This is a genomic window from Streptomyces rimosus (assembly GCF_008704655.1).
In the GTDB taxonomy this organism is placed as follows: Bacteria; Actinomycetota; Actinomycetes; order Streptomycetales; family Streptomycetaceae; genus Streptomyces; species Streptomyces rimosus.
The window spans coordinates 1,565,650-1,580,137 of record NZ_CP023688.1 but is presented as its reverse complement, the minus strand read 5'-3'; the positions used below and the strand labels follow the sequence as shown (position 1 = coordinate 1,580,137).

Annotated in this window: 12 protein-coding genes; 6 read left to right on the top strand and 6 right to left on the bottom strand. The window is 72.3% G+C overall.

The window, feature by feature from the left end:
* The first annotated feature begins 39 nt into the window (after positions 1–39).
* Genes CP984_RS06490 through CP984_RS06475 form a run of 4 tightly spaced genes read left to right on the top strand, consistent with a single transcriptional unit; the run spans position 40 to position 4,292 of the window.
* Positions 40–1,572 (top strand): tryptophan 7-halogenase, encoded by a 1,533-nt coding sequence (locus CP984_RS06490; RefSeq protein WP_043976804.1) that lies wholly within the window; start codon positions 40–42, stop codon positions 1,570–1,572.
* A gap of 32 nt (positions 1,573–1,604) precedes the next feature.
* Positions 1,605–2,795 (top strand): cytochrome P450, encoded by a 1,191-nt coding sequence (locus tag CP984_RS06485; protein ID WP_030180429.1) that lies wholly within the window; start codon positions 1,605–1,607, stop codon positions 2,793–2,795.
* Positions 2,796–2,809: 14 nt separating this feature from the next.
* Positions 2,810–4,024: a cytochrome P450 gene (locus CP984_RS06480; protein ID WP_003980921.1), complete on the top strand. Its 1,215-nt coding sequence runs from the start codon at positions 2,810–2,812 to the stop codon at positions 4,022–4,024.
* A 46-nt stretch (positions 4,025–4,070) separates the two neighbouring features.
* The gene (locus CP984_RS06475; RefSeq protein WP_003980920.1) at positions 4,071–4,292 is read left to right on the top strand and encodes a ferredoxin; all 222 of its coding nucleotides are present in this window, start codon (positions 4,071–4,073) and stop codon (positions 4,290–4,292) included.
* A 127-nt stretch (positions 4,293–4,419) separates the two neighbouring features.
* Here the strand turns inward: CP984_RS06475 and CP984_RS06470 are convergent, their stop codons facing one another.
* Positions 4,420–5,571 (bottom strand): alpha-hydroxy acid oxidase, encoded by a 1,152-nt coding sequence (locus CP984_RS06470; protein WP_003980919.1) that lies wholly within the window; start codon positions 5,569–5,571, stop codon positions 4,420–4,422.
* Entirely contained in the window at positions 5,564–6,661 is a 1,098-nt protein-coding gene (gene hppD, locus CP984_RS06465; RefSeq protein ID WP_030180425.1) for a 4-hydroxyphenylpyruvate dioxygenase, read from the bottom strand. Before hppD ends, CP984_RS06470 begins: the two co-directional genes overlap by 8 nt.
* A gap of 387 nt (positions 6,662–7,048) precedes the next feature.
* On the opposite strand from hppD, the gene CP984_RS06460 reads away from it, so the two are divergent.
* Positions 7,049–8,458: an aminotransferase-like domain-containing protein gene (locus CP984_RS06460; protein WP_003980917.1), complete on the top strand. Its 1,410-nt coding sequence runs from the start codon at positions 7,049–7,051 to the stop codon at positions 8,456–8,458.
* Positions 8,455–9,576, top strand: coding sequence for a prephenate dehydrogenase (locus tag CP984_RS06455; protein WP_003980916.1), 1,122 nt, complete (start codon positions 8,455–8,457; stop codon positions 9,574–9,576). Before CP984_RS06460 ends, CP984_RS06455 begins: the two co-directional genes overlap by 4 nt.
* A 24-nt stretch (positions 9,577–9,600) precedes the next feature.
* On the opposite strand, the gene CP984_RS06450 is transcribed toward CP984_RS06455, so the two are convergent.
* The 4 genes from CP984_RS06450 to CP984_RS06435 form a co-directional block, all read right to left on the bottom strand.
* Entirely contained in the window at positions 9,601–10,518 is a 918-nt protein-coding gene (locus CP984_RS06450) for an RNA polymerase subunit sigma-70 (RefSeq protein WP_003980915.1), read from the bottom strand.
* Between the two features lie 157 nt (positions 10,519–10,675).
* Positions 10,676–11,662 carry a BtrH N-terminal domain-containing protein gene (locus tag CP984_RS06445; protein WP_003980914.1) on the bottom strand — a complete coding sequence of 329 codons (987 nt, stop codon included), beginning with the start codon at positions 11,660–11,662 and terminating at the stop codon, positions 10,676–10,678.
* Positions 11,663–11,762: 100 nt separating this feature from the next.
* On the bottom strand, positions 11,763–12,719 hold the full coding sequence (locus tag CP984_RS06440) for a GNAT family N-acetyltransferase (RefSeq protein ID WP_003980913.1): 957 nt from the start codon (positions 12,717–12,719) through the stop codon (positions 11,763–11,765).
* A gap of 107 nt (positions 12,720–12,826) precedes the next feature.
* The gene (locus tag CP984_RS06435; RefSeq protein ID WP_032914715.1) at positions 12,827–14,278 is read right to left on the bottom strand and encodes an amino acid permease; all 1,452 of its coding nucleotides are present in this window, start codon (positions 14,276–14,278) and stop codon (positions 12,827–12,829) included.
* Positions 14,279–14,488: the final 210 nt, after the last annotated feature.

Here is a 14,488-nt window from a genome sequence, read left to right as displayed (position 1 = left end):
AGATATCTGTGTGCAATGCACAGGTGCATTCCGCCGGGAATGGGGGAGAGGGCCGTGGCGAATTCAGCGAACGCAGGGAACCCGGCGAACCCGGAGACGTACGACGTGGTGATCGTCGGCGGCGGTCCGGCAGGTTCCACGCTCGGCGCGCTCGTGGCACGGCAGGGACACCGCGTCCTGATACTGGAAAAGGAATTCTTCCCCCGCTACCAGATAGGCGAGTCGCTGCTGCCGTCGACCGTGCACGGGGTGTGCCGGCTGACGGGCGTGGCCGACGACCTGGCGGCCGCGGGGTTCACACGCAAACGGGGCGGCACCTTCCGGTGGGGCGCGACACCGGAACCCTGGACCTTCTCGTTCTCGGTCTCCGAGCACATGGCGGGCCCCACGTCGTACGCGTACCAGGTCGAGCGGTCGAAGTTCGACGAGATCCTGCTGCGCCACGCCGGCCGCTGCGGCGCCGAGGTCCGCGAGGGCTGTGCGGCGGCGGACGTGATCGCGGACGAGGAGCGGGTACGGGGCGTGCGCTACACCGACGCCGACGGGGCCGAACGCGAGGCGTACGGCACGTTCGTCATCGACGCTTCGGGCAACAAGAGCCGGCTGTTCCAGCGCGTCGGCGGGCAGCGCACCTACTCCGAATTCTTCCGCAGCCTCGCCCTCTTCGGCTACTTCGAGGGCGGCAAGCGGCTCCCCGAACCCAACTCCGGCAACATCCTCTCGGTCGCCTTCGACAGCGGCTGGTTCTGGTACATCCCCCTCAGCCCCACCCTCACCAGCGTCGGCGCCGTGGTGCGCCGGGAGATGGCGGAGAAGATCCAGGGCGACCAGGAGGAGGCACTGCGGGCACTGATCGCGGAGTGCCCGCTGATCAGCGAATACCTGGCCGACGCACGGCGGGTGACCACCGGGCAGTACGGACAGCTGCGGGTGCGCAAGGACTACTCGTACCACCAGACGACCTTCTCCCGGCCCGGAATGCTGCTGGTGGGCGACGCGGCGTGCTTCGTGGACCCGGTGTTCTCCTCCGGCGTGCACCTGGCCACCTACAGTGGACTGCTCGCGGCGCGTAGCATCAACAGTGTCCTGGCGGGACTCGTGGACGAAGCCGTGGCGCTGCGGGAGTTCGAGGCGCGCTACCGGCGGGAGTACAGCGTCTTCTACGAGTTCCTGCTCTCGTTCTACGAGATGCACCACAGCGAGCAGTCCTACTTCTGGCAGGCCAAGAAGGTCACCCACCACAAGCGTTCCGAGATGGAGGCGTTCGTCGACCTGGTCGGCGGGGTCTCCTCGAGCGAGACGGCGCTGACCGACGCCGACGCGATGGCGGAGCGCCTGCGGGCGGACTCCGCGGAGTTCGCCGGCGCGGTCGACCAGCTGGCGCACAGCGAGGACGGCAGCATGCTGCCGCTGTTCAAGTCCTCGGTGGTCAGCCAGGTGACGCGGGAGGGCTCCCAGGTGCAGATGCGCGCGCTGCTCGGCGCGGACGCCGAGCCCGAGACGCCACTGCTGCCCGGCGGGCTGGTGTCGTCGCCGGACGGCATGTTCTGGCTCCCTGCCAGCAGTGGGTGACCACGGACGACGACGAAGAAGAGGATCAGCGGATGCCCGAGACACCCGAGATTCCCGCGCACTACCGGCGGGACCGCTTCGACCCGGTACCCGAACTCGTCCGGATGGCCAGGGAGACGCCGCTGGTCGAGACCGACGTCACGATCGGTCCCTCCGAGCAGGTGGGCTGGGTGGCCACCGGGCACGCCGAGGTGCGGGCGGTGCTGGCCGACGCGGAGCGGTTCAGCACCCGCCCGCCCGCCGACAGCGAGGAGGACGCCGAGAGCCTGGTCCAGGCCGGGAACCTGCTCCAGTACGACCCGCCCGACCACACCCGGCTGCGCAAGCTGCTCACGCCGGAGTACACGGTGCGCAAGATGCGCCGCCTGGAGCCCCGCATCGAGGAGATCGTCCAGGACTGCCTGGACACCATGGAGCGCGTCGGCCGCCCGGCCGACCTCGTACGCTACTTCGCCTGGCCGATCCCGGGCCTCGCCAGCTGCGAACTGCTCGGCGTCCCCCGCGACGACCAGACGGAACTGGCGCGCTACCTGGACATCACCCGGGACGTGGGCCGCAGCCAGGAACAGCAGCTGGCCGCCGGGAAGGCGTACTGGGCGTACATGGGCCAGCTCGCCGAGCGCCGCCGCCGCAACCCCGGCGACGACATGCTCGGCAGTCTCGTCCGCGAACAGGGCGCGGCCGTCTCCGACGCGGAACTGGCGGGCATCGGCGCGACGGTGATGGCCGCCGGCTTCGAACAGGTCGCCAGCATCCTGGGGCTGGGCACCCTGCTGCTGCTGGAACACCCCGACCAGCTCGCCCTGTGGCGCGAACAGCCCGAACTGACCGACCGCGCGGTCGAGGAAGTGCTGCGCTACCTCACGGTCATCCACACCGCCTCGCCCCGTACGGCACTGGTGGACGTGACGATCGGCGGGCAGACCATCAAGGCCGGGGAGAGCGTGGCCTGTTCGCTGCTGGCCGCCAACCGCGTACCGGCCCCCGGTGAGCCCGCCGACCGCTTCGACATCACCCGTGAGCCGGCCACCCACATGGCCTTCGGCCACGGCATCCACCACTGCCTCGGCGCCCCGCTGGCCCGGATGGAACTGCGCATCGCCTTCCCGGCCCTGCTGCGCCGCTTCCCGGACCTGCGGCTCGCCGTGCCGCACGAGCGGGTCCGGTTCCGGCCCGCCCGGTCCCGCCAGTACGCCCTGGAATCGTTGCCCGTCGCATGGTAGGAGGAGAGGCAGCAATGCCGGACGAGTCCCAGCACCAGTTCGACCACGCCCGCCGGGCGGGCTTCGGCCCGTCGGACGACATCCGCCGGCAGCGCGCCCAGGGCGCCCTCGTCCGGGAAGAGGTGGCCCCGGCGCCCGGCGCCGCACCCGAGCCCATCTGGATGGCCCTGAGCTACGAGGCCGTGCGCCAGGTCATGGGCGACCACGTCCGCTTCAGCAACCAGCGCCGGTTCCGCGCCCAGGCCATCCGCGGCGGGAGCAAGCACCGCCCGCAGGAGATGTCCGGCCACCTCATGGACTACGACCAGCCCGAGCACACCCGGCTGCGCAAGATGCTCACGCCGGAGTTCACGGTCCGCCGCATCCAGCGGCTCAAGCCGGTGACCGAGGCGATCGCGGAACGCTGCCTGGACGCCATGGAGCGCAAGGGGCGGCCCGCCGACCTCGTCGAGCTGTACGCGAGCCCGATCTCCGGCGCGGTGCTGTGCGAACTGCTCGGCGTGCCCCGCGACGACCGGCGCGAGTTCCTGGTCAAGCACCAGTGGCAGCTGGAGCAGGACCGCAGCCGCAAGGAGCGCGCCGCGGCTCAGGCGTACACCTCCAACTACCTGCGCGCGCTGGTCAAACGGCAGCGCAAGGACCCCGACGAGGGCTTCATCGGCCAGCTCATCCGCGACCACGGCGACAACTTCGACGACGAGGAACTGATCGGCATCTGCGGCCTGATGGTGCTGGCCGGCCTGGACAACGTCAACGGCATGATCAGCCTCGGTGTGCTGGCCCTCCTGGAACACCCGGACCAGCTCGCCGTCCTGCTGGCGGACCCCGAGAACACCGTGGACCGGGTGGTGGACGAACTGCTGCGCTTCCTGTCCGTGGCGCACGCGCCGACCCCGCGCACCGCCGTCGAGGACGTGGTCGTGGCCGGGCAGCTGATCAAGGCGGGGGAGGAGGTCGTCTGCTCGATCCCGATGGCCAACCGCGACCCGGTACTCGCCCCCGACGTCGACCGGTTCGACGTCAACCGCGAGCCGCTGCCGCACATCGCCTTCGGGCACGGCATCCACCACTGCATCGGCGCCGCGCTCGGCCGGATGGAACTGCGCACCGCCTACCTGGCGCTGTGGCGCCGGTTCCCGGACCTGCGGCTGGCCGTGCCCGCCGACCAGGTGCCGCACAAGACGAATTCCATCGCGTACGGCCTGGAGCGCCTGCCGGTCGCCTGGTGACGGCGGCCCGGCCACGGCGCGCGGCGCCCGCGGAAGAGGAGGGACGATGGTCGAGGTACGGGTCGACGCGGAGATCTGCGCGGCGTCCGGCATGTGCACGCTGCTGGTGCCCGCGGTCTTCGACCAGTCGGAGGAGGACGGCACGGTGGTGCTCGCCGATCCGGCGCCGCCCGCGGAACTGGCGGCGAAGGTGCGGACGGCGGCGCTGCGGTGCCCGGCCGGCGCGATCTCGGTGCACGAGCGGGAGGCGGACGGCCCGGGTACGTAGCCGCGCGGCAGCTGTCGCCGTCGGCCGCGGACAGGGAAAAGCTCCTGGCGGTTCGGGGTCCGGATGTTCCGGGACCTCGACCACCAGGAGCTTTCGTCGTGCCGGGCGCCTTCGGGGCTACGGCGGGCTACCTCACCACGGCCCGGCGGCGCTCACCGGCCGCGGCCCCGCCCCGTGCCGTACGCAGCCGCCGCGCGTCCGCGACCGTGGCGCAGCCCGCCAGCCCCAGCGCGTCGGCCAGTTCGCCGGCCAGCAGGCCGAGCACCCGGCGTACGCCGTCCTCCCCGGCCACCGCCAGGCCCCACACCGGCGGACGCCCGACCAGCACCCCGGACGCGCCCAGGGCCAGCGCCTTGAGCACGTCCGTACCGGAGCGGACACCGCTGTCCAGCAGCACCCGGCAGTCGCCGCCGACCGCCTCGGCGATCTCGGGCAGCGCCTCGACGCTCGGCAGCGCACTGTCCAACTGACGACCTCCATGGTTGGACACCACGACCGCGTCCACGCCGAACTCCACGGCGCGCACCGCGTCCTCCGGCGCCAGCACCCCTTTGAGCAGCAGCGGCAGCCGGGTGCTCGCGCGCAGTTCCGCCACCTGCGACCAGGACAGCGCCGAGGAGAACTCCCGGCCCGTGTGCACGGCCACCGCCGAGGCACCGGCGGTGCGGCGGTGGGCCGCCGAGGCGCCGCCGCCGTCGAGGTGGGCGGCCCGCACGTGATCGGGCAGCGTGAACTCGTTGCGTACGTCGCGCAGTCGGCGCCCCATCCACGGGACGTCCACGGTCAGCATCAGCGCCGTACAGCCCGCGTCCTCCGCCCGCCGCGCCAGCTCCAGGGCCCGGCCGGGCTCCCGCAGCCAGTACAGCTGGAACCAGACGTCGCCGCCGAGCGCGGTGATCTCCTCCACCGGCACGGTGCTCAGCGTGCTCACCGTGAACGGCACGCCCGCGGCCTTCGCCGCACGCGCCGCCGCCAGTTCGCCCTCGGGATGCACCAGGCGCTGGTAGGCCACCGGGGCGATCGCCACCGGCATCGACACGGGCCGGTCCAGCAGCTCGGCCGCGGTCGAGCACCGCGACACGTCGCGCAGCACCCGCGGCCGCAGGAAGACCCGGTCGAACGCCGCCCGGTTGGCGGCGAGGGTGCGCTCGCGCCCGCTGCCGCCCGCGACGAAGTCCCGCACCCCGGCGGGCAGCGCCGCGGCGGCGGCCCGCTCCACGTCCTCCAGGGTCAGGAGCTCGGCCGCCGCCACGTCACCGCCGGGCGCCGGGTCAGACACGCTGGCCCTTCTTCTCCAGCTCCACGGCCTCGTACAGCGCCTTGATGTTGGAGCTGCCGAACGTCTCCGCGCCCTGCCGCTCGATGATCTCGTAGAAGATCGTGCGGCGCGGGTGGGTGGACGCGGTGAAGATCTGGAACAGCTGGCCGCCGTGGTCCTGGTCCGCCAGCAGGCTGGTGGACCGCAGGTCCTCCAGGCTGTGCTGGCTGAGCTGGATGCGCGCGCCCAGCAGGTCGTAGTAGGCGGCGGGGGAGCTGAGGAACTCCACGCCGCGTCCGGTCAGGGTGCGCACCGCGTGCACGGCGTCGTCACAGGAGAACGCGAGATGCTGGACGCCCGCGCCCTGGTGGCTCTTGAGGAAGTCGTCGATCTGCCCCGGGTCGGCCGTGGTGTCCGGCTCGATGAGCGTCAGGGTCACCCGGCCGGTGGGGCTCTGCACGACCTTGGAGTCCATCGCCTGCGCGCCCACGACGATGTGCTCCTCGAAGATCTCCTGGAACCCGAGGGCGTGCCGGTAGTACGCGACGGTCCCTTCCAGATCGCCGTTGTTCAGGCACACCGCGATGTGGTCCAGTTCGAGCAGCCCCACCTCGCTGGGCACCGGCTGGCGGGACTGGAGCGTCGCCACGAAGCCGACCGGCAGCCCCGGCCCCTCCTCCGGGCCGCGCTGCACGAGCGTGTGCACCACGTCGCCGAAACCGCTGACGGTGGCCGTGACGGCCGCGCCGGGACCGCCGTGCCGGGCCGGCCGGCGCAGCGGCTCGGCGCCGCCCGCGACCGCGTGCGCGAAGGCCCCCTCGACGTCGGCGGTGCGCAGCGCGATGTCCGCGACGCCGTCGCCGTGGTCGACGACATAGACCGACGCCGGGTGCCGGTCGGAGGTCGCCATGGTGAGCACCAGGGTGATCGTGCCGTGCCGCAGGGCGATACTGCGGTGGTCGGCGGAGCCGCCGGTGCCGACGACGGTGAACGCGTACTTGTCGACCCAGGCGAACGCCGCCGCGTCCAGGTCGGCCACGTACATCTCGATGTAGTCGATCGCGAGGTCGCCGACAGCAGCCGTTGCCGCTGTGGAATCTGAAACTGTCATGGAGAGTCCCCGTTTGAAGGATTGATCTGGGCATGGCTCATCGAGCCGGCTCGCCTACCGGAGCGGACGGATTACCTGCCGTAGACCCACACCGACGGGCGGCACCGGCCTAATCCGCGGACCTCTTCAGCGAGTTCGCCACTGCCGCCGGACAGCGGAAGGCGAACAATTACGGTGCTGCCAGACATTACACCGGCGCCAGTGCCGTCGCACCTGTCAAGAATTGACGCTCGCCGGACGGCCGACCCGTAATCATCTTGACCCCTCGTACGCCCCGGACGACCATTGCTGTCGATCCGGCCCTGGGGGATGCTGAGGGCGCGGCACGCGGGCCCGCGGGCCCTGGACACGCGTGCCGTACCCCTTCCTGACTGACAGAAGGCAGCCATGGAAATCATGCAACCGGAAATCGCCGCCGCCGAGCTGAATAGCGCGACCCTGCACGCATCGCTGGCCGACGCCTCGATGGAGTCCATGAATCTTCTGAATCGGATCGCCGACACATATCCGGAAGCGATCTCTTTCGCGGCCGGGCGGCCGTACGAAGGATTTTATGACGCAGCCCAGGTGCATCAATACCTCCAGGTCTTCTGCGACCACCTGGGCACCGAACGGAAGATGACGGAAGCGGAAATCGCGCGGACCCTGTTCCAGTACGGCGAGACCAAAGGGATCATCGCCGGGCTGATCGCACGGAGCCTGGCGGTGGACGAGGGCATCGAGGCCGTGGACGGGTCCGTGGTCGTCACGGTCGGCTGCCAGGAGGCGATGTTCCTCCTGCTGCGCGCGCTGCGCGCCGACAGCCGCGACGCGGTGCTCGCGCCCCGGCCCACCTACGTCGGCCTGACCGGCGCCGCGCTCCTCGCCGACATGCCCGTACTGCCCGTGCACAGCGGGGAGCACGGCATCGACCTGGACGACCTGGTCGCCCAGCTGCGCAGCGCGCGGGCGGCGGGCCGGCGGGTGCGCGCCTGCTACGTGACGCCCGACTTCGCCAACCCGGTGGGCTCCAGCATGGACCTGGCCGACCGGCACCGCCTGCTGGAGATCGCCGAGCGGGAGAACCTGCTGCTGCTGGAGGACAACGCGTACGGCGTCTTCCACACGTCCGCCGAACGGCCGCCGACGCTGAAGTCACTGGACCGCGGCCGCCGCGTGGTCTACCTCGGCTCGTTCGCCAAGACCGGCGTCCCCGGGGCCCGGGTCGGTTACGTGGTCGCCGACCAGCGCGTGACCGGCGGCCCGAACGGCGACGGGCTGCTCGCCGACGAACTCTCGAAGATCAAGAGCATGCTCACCGTCAACACCTCGCCGATCGCCCAGGCGGTCATCGGCGGCAAGCTGCTCAGCCACGGATGCAGCATGGTCGAGGCCAACCGCCGGGAGACGGCCGTCTACCGGCGCAACCTCAACCAGGTCCTGGCGGGCCTGGCCCGGCGCTTCGCCGACTGCCCCGGCATCACCTGGAACGAGCCGACCGGCGGCTTCTTCGTGGTGCTCAGCGTGCCGTTCGTCGTCACCGACGACTTCCTGGAGTACGCGGCCCGCAAGTACGGCGTGCTGTTCACCCCGATGCACCACTTCTACGGCGCGTCCGCGCAGTGCCGCCAGCTGCGGCTGTCCATCAGCACCCTGACCCCGGAGCGGATCGACAAGGGCCTCGACCGGCTCGCCGCGCTCCTGACCGGACGGCTGCGGGCCAACGGCGGCGCGGCGGCCTCCGGGGAAGGCGCGGCGGACGGGTCCGCCACCCCGCCCGGCGCACCGGCCGGGCCGTCTCCGGATGGTGCCCGGTGATCCGCACCCTGGCCGTCGTCGGCACCGGGCTGATCGGCACGTCCCTGGCGCTCGCGGCGGCCCGGCAGGGCGTCACGGTCCACCTCATGGACCGGGACGAGGCCGCCGTACGGACCGCGGCGGCCCTGGGCGCGGGGGTGCCGGGGCCGCCGTCCGAGCCGGTGGACCTCGCCGTGATCGCCGTACCGCCCAGCCAGGTCGCCGCCGTACTCGCCCAGCAGCAGGCGCTCGGGCTGGCCGGCACCTACACCGACGTGGCCAGCGTGAAGGCCGAACCGGAACGGGCGGTCCTGGCCGGGGCGCCCGATCCGACGCGCTACATCGGCGGCCACCCGCTGGCCGGCCGCGAGCGCTCCGGCCCCCTCGCGGCCCGCGTGGACCTCTTCCAGGACCGCGTCTGGGTGCTCACCCCGTCCCGGCTGACCTCGCGGACGGCACTGGACCGCGCGCTCGCCCTGATCGGGCTCTGCGGGGCCGTACCCCTGGTGATGCAGAGCCGGGCACACGACGACGCGGTGGCGCTGACCTCCCACGTACCGCACGTGGTGGCCAGCCTGATGGCGGCCCGGCTGCGCCACGGCACACCGCAGGCGCCGCGGCTGGCCGGCCAGGGGCTGCGCGACGTGACCCGGATCGCGGGCGGCGACTCCCGGCTCTGGAGCGACATCCTCCAGGCCAACGCGGGCGCCGTCGCCGGAGTCCTCACCGACCTCCAGGCCGACCTCGGCGAACTCCTCGTCGCCCTGCGCGACCTGGCCGGACCACCCGGACGGCGCAGCGCCCGCAGCATGGAAACCGTCGTGGACCTCCTCGACCGGGGCATCTCCGGCCTGGACGGGATCGCGACCGGCCATCCGGGCCACCCGCCGCGCTCCGCGTCCGTACGCGTCCGGATCGCCGACCGCCCCGGCGAACTCTCCCGTCTCCTGCGCGCCACCGCGGAGCTGGGCATCGGCCCGGAGGACGCCGAGGTACGCCCCGGCACCGCGCCACACGACGACCTGACGGTCCGCCTCGCGGTACCCGCAGCCGTGGCCGGACCCCTGCTCGCCCGCGTCACCGCCGAAGGCTGGGACGCGGAGAACGACGGACACGCGGCGGGCGTGCCGACGGCGTGAACGACGTTGCGGGCGTAACCGTCCTCACAGCGCGAGCGGCAGCCCCAATGCCGGGAAGAGACCGGGGGCGAACACGGTGATCCCGGCGACGCGGCCGCCCTCGACGCGGAGGACTTCCAGGCCGTGGGCGCGGTACACGCGCCCGTCCGGACCGCGGGCGTAGCGGGCGACGGCGGGCTGGTGGTTCATGCGGGTGGGGAGGCGGCGGCAGTCCGGTGGGTCGGGGCGGCGGGCGGCGCGGACGTCTTCGCGCACCACGGTGGCGAGCGCGTCGGCGTCGCCCCGCTCCAACGCGTCGGTGTAGAGCCGGAGTACGGCGCAGTCGTCGCGCTCCGGGGCCGCGGGTTCCCCGGGGCGCGGCAGGCGCTTCCTGACCGCGGGCCGGGCCCGCTGCAACGCGCTGTTCACGGCCGCGACGCTGGCGCCCAGCGCCGCGGCCGTCTCGCGCGCCGGCCACCCCAGCACCTCCCGCAGGACGAACACGGCCCGCTGCCGCGGCGGCAGCAACTGCAGCGCCACCACGAACGCCAGGCTGATCGTTTCCCTGGCCACCACCTCGTCCGACCCCGTCTTCTGGGCCGGCACCTGCTCCAGCAGCGTGTCGGGACACGGCTGGAGCCAGGGCAGCACGGTCGCGGGAACCGGCCCGCCGGCGCGGACCTCCCGGGGCAGCGGAGTGCGGGGCGTGGCGGCCAGGAAGTCCAGGCACGCATGCGTCGCGACGCGGTACAGCCAGGTACGGAACGACGCGTGCCCGGCGAAGCTCTCCCGCTCGCGCCACGCCCGTAACAGCGTCTCCGTCACCAGCCGCCCGGACTCCTCGAACGATCCCAGCAACCGGTAGCAGTGCACCTGCAACTCCGGCCGGTACCGCGCCACCAGCCGGGAGAACGCCGCCGCGTCGTCGTCACCCGGCCCGCCGACCACCTGCCCGCCACTCATCGCCGCCTCCTGGACCCCATCCGGCCCGCACGTGATCACCTTTCGCCAGCGAGGGTACTGACGATGGTTGACTCCTCACCAATTCGAAGAACTCAATTCCCGTGGAGAGGAGTTCGACAGGAGGGTGCCCCGCCGGGCCGGTACGTGCGCACACACGTCACCCGAGGCGGCTCAGCCCCTCCATGGCCTCGCGCTCGATACGCGACAGCTCACCGAGCACCGTTCCGGCCCGCACGAGCGGCTGCGCGTCACCGGACGTACCGGCTTCCCCGATCAGCGTCGCCGTCTCCGTCCACAGCATGGCCGCCTCGGCGTACAGCCGGTGCCCGGTGCGCAGCCGGCCGTCTTCGAGCAACTCATCGCACTCGGCGAGGAAGTCGCGGTAGAAGGCGCGGAAGAGAGCGCCCCCGGTGCCGCCCCTCTCCATCAGGAGGGCGGCCCGCGGCAGATCCCGCTGCGGGGCCTCGGTGCGCCCCAGCCAGGTGGGTACGAGCTTGGCCGCCTTCGCGATGCCCCGGTGGCCCAGGTTGGCGATGGGCGGGTGGAGGAAGGCGTCGGCGCAGGCGGTGATCGCCGGGATGAGCTGCCGCTCCAGGGCGGGCCGGTTCTCCGGAGCGGTGAGGGTGAAGGACCGGTGCCGGGCGGTCATCGGACCGCGGGCGGCCCGGGCCCTGGCCAGACTGTCCAGGCCGGTGGAGACCGTTCCGCCCTGCTGCTCGGTGTCCACCAGATACGCGTCGCGGTCGTCGTATCCGTAGAGGGCGACGACATGGCCGCCGAAGTGCACCTTCGCCCCGAAGTAGTCCAGGTGGTAGCTGTCCAGCTGGAGCCCGACGGGGCGGCCCGCGCCGATGGGCGCCGTCACGTGCTCCCACGCCTTGCGGGGCGAGGTGGTCTCCCGGACCTGGAGGTCCAGGCCGAGCCGGGCGGCCAGGTTCCCGGTCAGCTCGAAGGGCTTGACCCGGCCGCCGAGGAAGGGGAAGTCCAGGTACTTGGCGTCCCAGTAGATGAAGGACAGGCCGGAGCCGAGGCCGAAGAGCATGGGTTCGGACAGGTCGAGTCCTTCGTGCCGAAGCAGGACTCCCAGGGCCGCGGTCTCGCAGTGCTGAGCACCGCGCGCTTCGACACCACTTACCGTGGGCATGCGGATTCCTCTCGACGGGAGCGGCCCCAGTCTCCCCCGCCGGGGCACCGGCACGGGGGCCTGACCCGTCTCGGTCACGGCCCCGTGCGCGGTCCGTACGTCAGCCCAGTTCCAGGCTCGTCACGGCGTAGCCGTGCTCGGCGCGGGCCGGCGGGACGGGGCCCGTGTACATGCGCATCGTGTGCGAGTCCGGCTCCAGGCCGCGCGAGAGGGCCAGGGACCGTGCGCTGTGGTGCGGGTCGGGGATGTCGATGTGCACTTCGTCCTCGGGGCCGAGATGCGAGGTGAGGGCGTCGAAGACGGCCTCGGCGCCGCGCGAGGTGTCGGCGAACAGGGGGCCGAGACGGTAGCCGTCCTGGGCCGGCCGGAGCACGCCGTACCCGGCCACCCGGCCGTCCCGTATCTGCGCGTACGCGTGATGGCCCGCGGCCGTCAGCCACCGCTCCAGGAACGCGCGGCGCTCGGCCGGGAAGCACTGCCGGTCGAAGTCGGCGATCTCGTCGAGACGGTCGGCGGTGACGGGCACGACCGGCACCGCGGGCGTGCCGGGGCGCACGGGGCGGCCCCGGTAGCGGGTGGTCCGGTACGCGGTGGTGAAACCGGAGCGCCGGTACGTGGCCTCCTGGGCCGGGACCGCGTCCAGGCCGATCGTGCGGTCCCCGGCGTGCGCCACGGCGGCGCGCCACGTGGCCAGCCCCAGTCCGCGGCCGCGGAAGTCCGGGTGCACCAGGTAGTAGCCCAGGAACGCGTACGCGGCGGAGTAGTTGACCACGGAGACCGACGAGACCAGCTGCCCGTCCAGATGGCCGACGAAGAAGCCGTCCGGGTCGGTGGGGTGGAAGCAGTCCACGTCGGCGCGGCCCGGGTTCCAGCTCTCCGCTGCGGCCCACGCGGCCACCTCGCGCCACTCGTCGAGCGTGGCGGGCCGGACGGTGAAGCCGGCGGGGGCGTCCGGGCCCGCTGTGAGCGTCGCGGTCGCGGTGCCGGGAGCGGGGCCGGAGGGGGCGGCGGCCTCGGTGGGGACGGGCTGGCGCGGGATCTCGCCGGGGGAGGTCATACCTGGTGCAGTCCTTGGCTGTCGGGCCCCGCCGCCGTGCGGGACGGCGGGGCGAAGGGGTGGTAGGGCCGGTGGAGCCGTTCGGCCCGTACGGCGGTGGCGGGCCGTCAGATCAGGTCCATGGCCGCCACTTCGTCGGGTCGGCCGTAGCTGACCGGTCCCTGGAAGCGCCGCCGCGCGGTCGCGAACCACCACACCGTAGCGATGATCAGCACCACGCCCAGCGCGATCGGCGCGTAGTTGAACGACCCGGCGGTGATCGGCGACGCCTGCGGCAGCATGAACAGCACGCTGCTGATGAGGATCCACGCCACCGCGACCGCGGCGACCAGCTTGCCGTAGCGCCCCAGGTTCCACGGGCCGGGCTGGAAGGTGTCCAGCCGCAGCCGCAGGAAGATCGGCACCGCGTAGGCGAGGAAGAGCCCCACGACGTTGATGCTGACGACGGCGGTGAACGCGGTGTGCGACCACCAGCCGGGGATGACCAGGACCAGCGAGCAGGCCGCGGCCAGCCAGACCGCCTTGACCGGCGTGCGGGTGCGCGAGGAGACCGAGTGCCACCAGCGGGAGCCGGGCATCGCGCCGTCCCGCGAGAAGGCGAAGATCTGCCGGGTGTTGCTGGTCATGTTGGCCAGGCCGCAGAAGAGCATCGCGCCGATCACGATCAGCAGCAGGAACTTGGCGGTGCCCGTGCCGAGGGCGTCGATGAGGATCTGCACCGGCGGCGCCTCGGCGCTCGCCGCGCCCGCGTAGTCGCGGATCGCGAAGACCAGCGCGAGCATCAGGACCAGGCCGGCGACCGCGGAGTAGCCGATGGCGCGCATGATGCCCCGGGGCGCGTTGACGGTGGCCTGCACCGTCTCCTCGGACATGTGGAAGCTGCCGTCGAACCCGGTGAACGTCCAGCTGGTGACGAGCAGGCCCAGCATGGCGCCGTACAGGCCGTTGTTGAACCCGGTGTTGTTGACGAAGTGGGTCACGAACGACGGGTCCTGGTGGTGCGAGGGCAGCGCGATCAGCGCGACGACGATCACCACCAGGCCGATCAGCAGCCACCAGACGGAGATCCGGTTCAGCACCGCGACCAGCTGCACCGTAAAGGTGTTGGCGAGCGCCTGGACGAGCAGGATCACCGCGGTGATCAGCACCGCCCGCTGCGGGGTGGCCTCGTAGGACGGCCACTGCATGGCGATGAACGCCTGGATGAAGGTGGCCGCGGCGTACCCGGTGGCGGCGGTGCCGCCGACCTGCCCGGCGAAGTTCAGCCAGCCCGTGTACCAGGACCAGGCGCCCCGGTGCCGCTTGGCCAGCTTCCCGGCGGAGAAGTACAGCGCCCCGCTGGTCGGGTAGGCGGAGGCGATCTCGGCCATCGAGGCGCCGACGAACAGCACCATGGCGGCCACGGCTATCCAGCCGAAGACCAGGATCACCGGTCCGCCGGCGTTCATCCCGAACCCGAAGGAGGAGAAGATCCCGGAAATGATGTTGATGATGGTGAAGGAGATCGCGAAATTGTCGAACGCGCGGAACCGCCGGGTCAGTTTCCGCGGATAGCCCATGGCGTGCAGCGTCGCGTCGTCGTCCAGGGTGACGGGTTCCACGGCGCGGCGGGATCTCGTACGGGCGGGGGACACGGGGTCGGACACAACCGCAACCTTTCTGGTGGGGACAGGAAGACATCGGCGCGGAGCGTCGATACGCGGTGTCGGCACCTGTCTTCGGGGGCGGGCCGGGGCGCACGAAGGCCCCTCCGGCGGGCCCGGGGATCG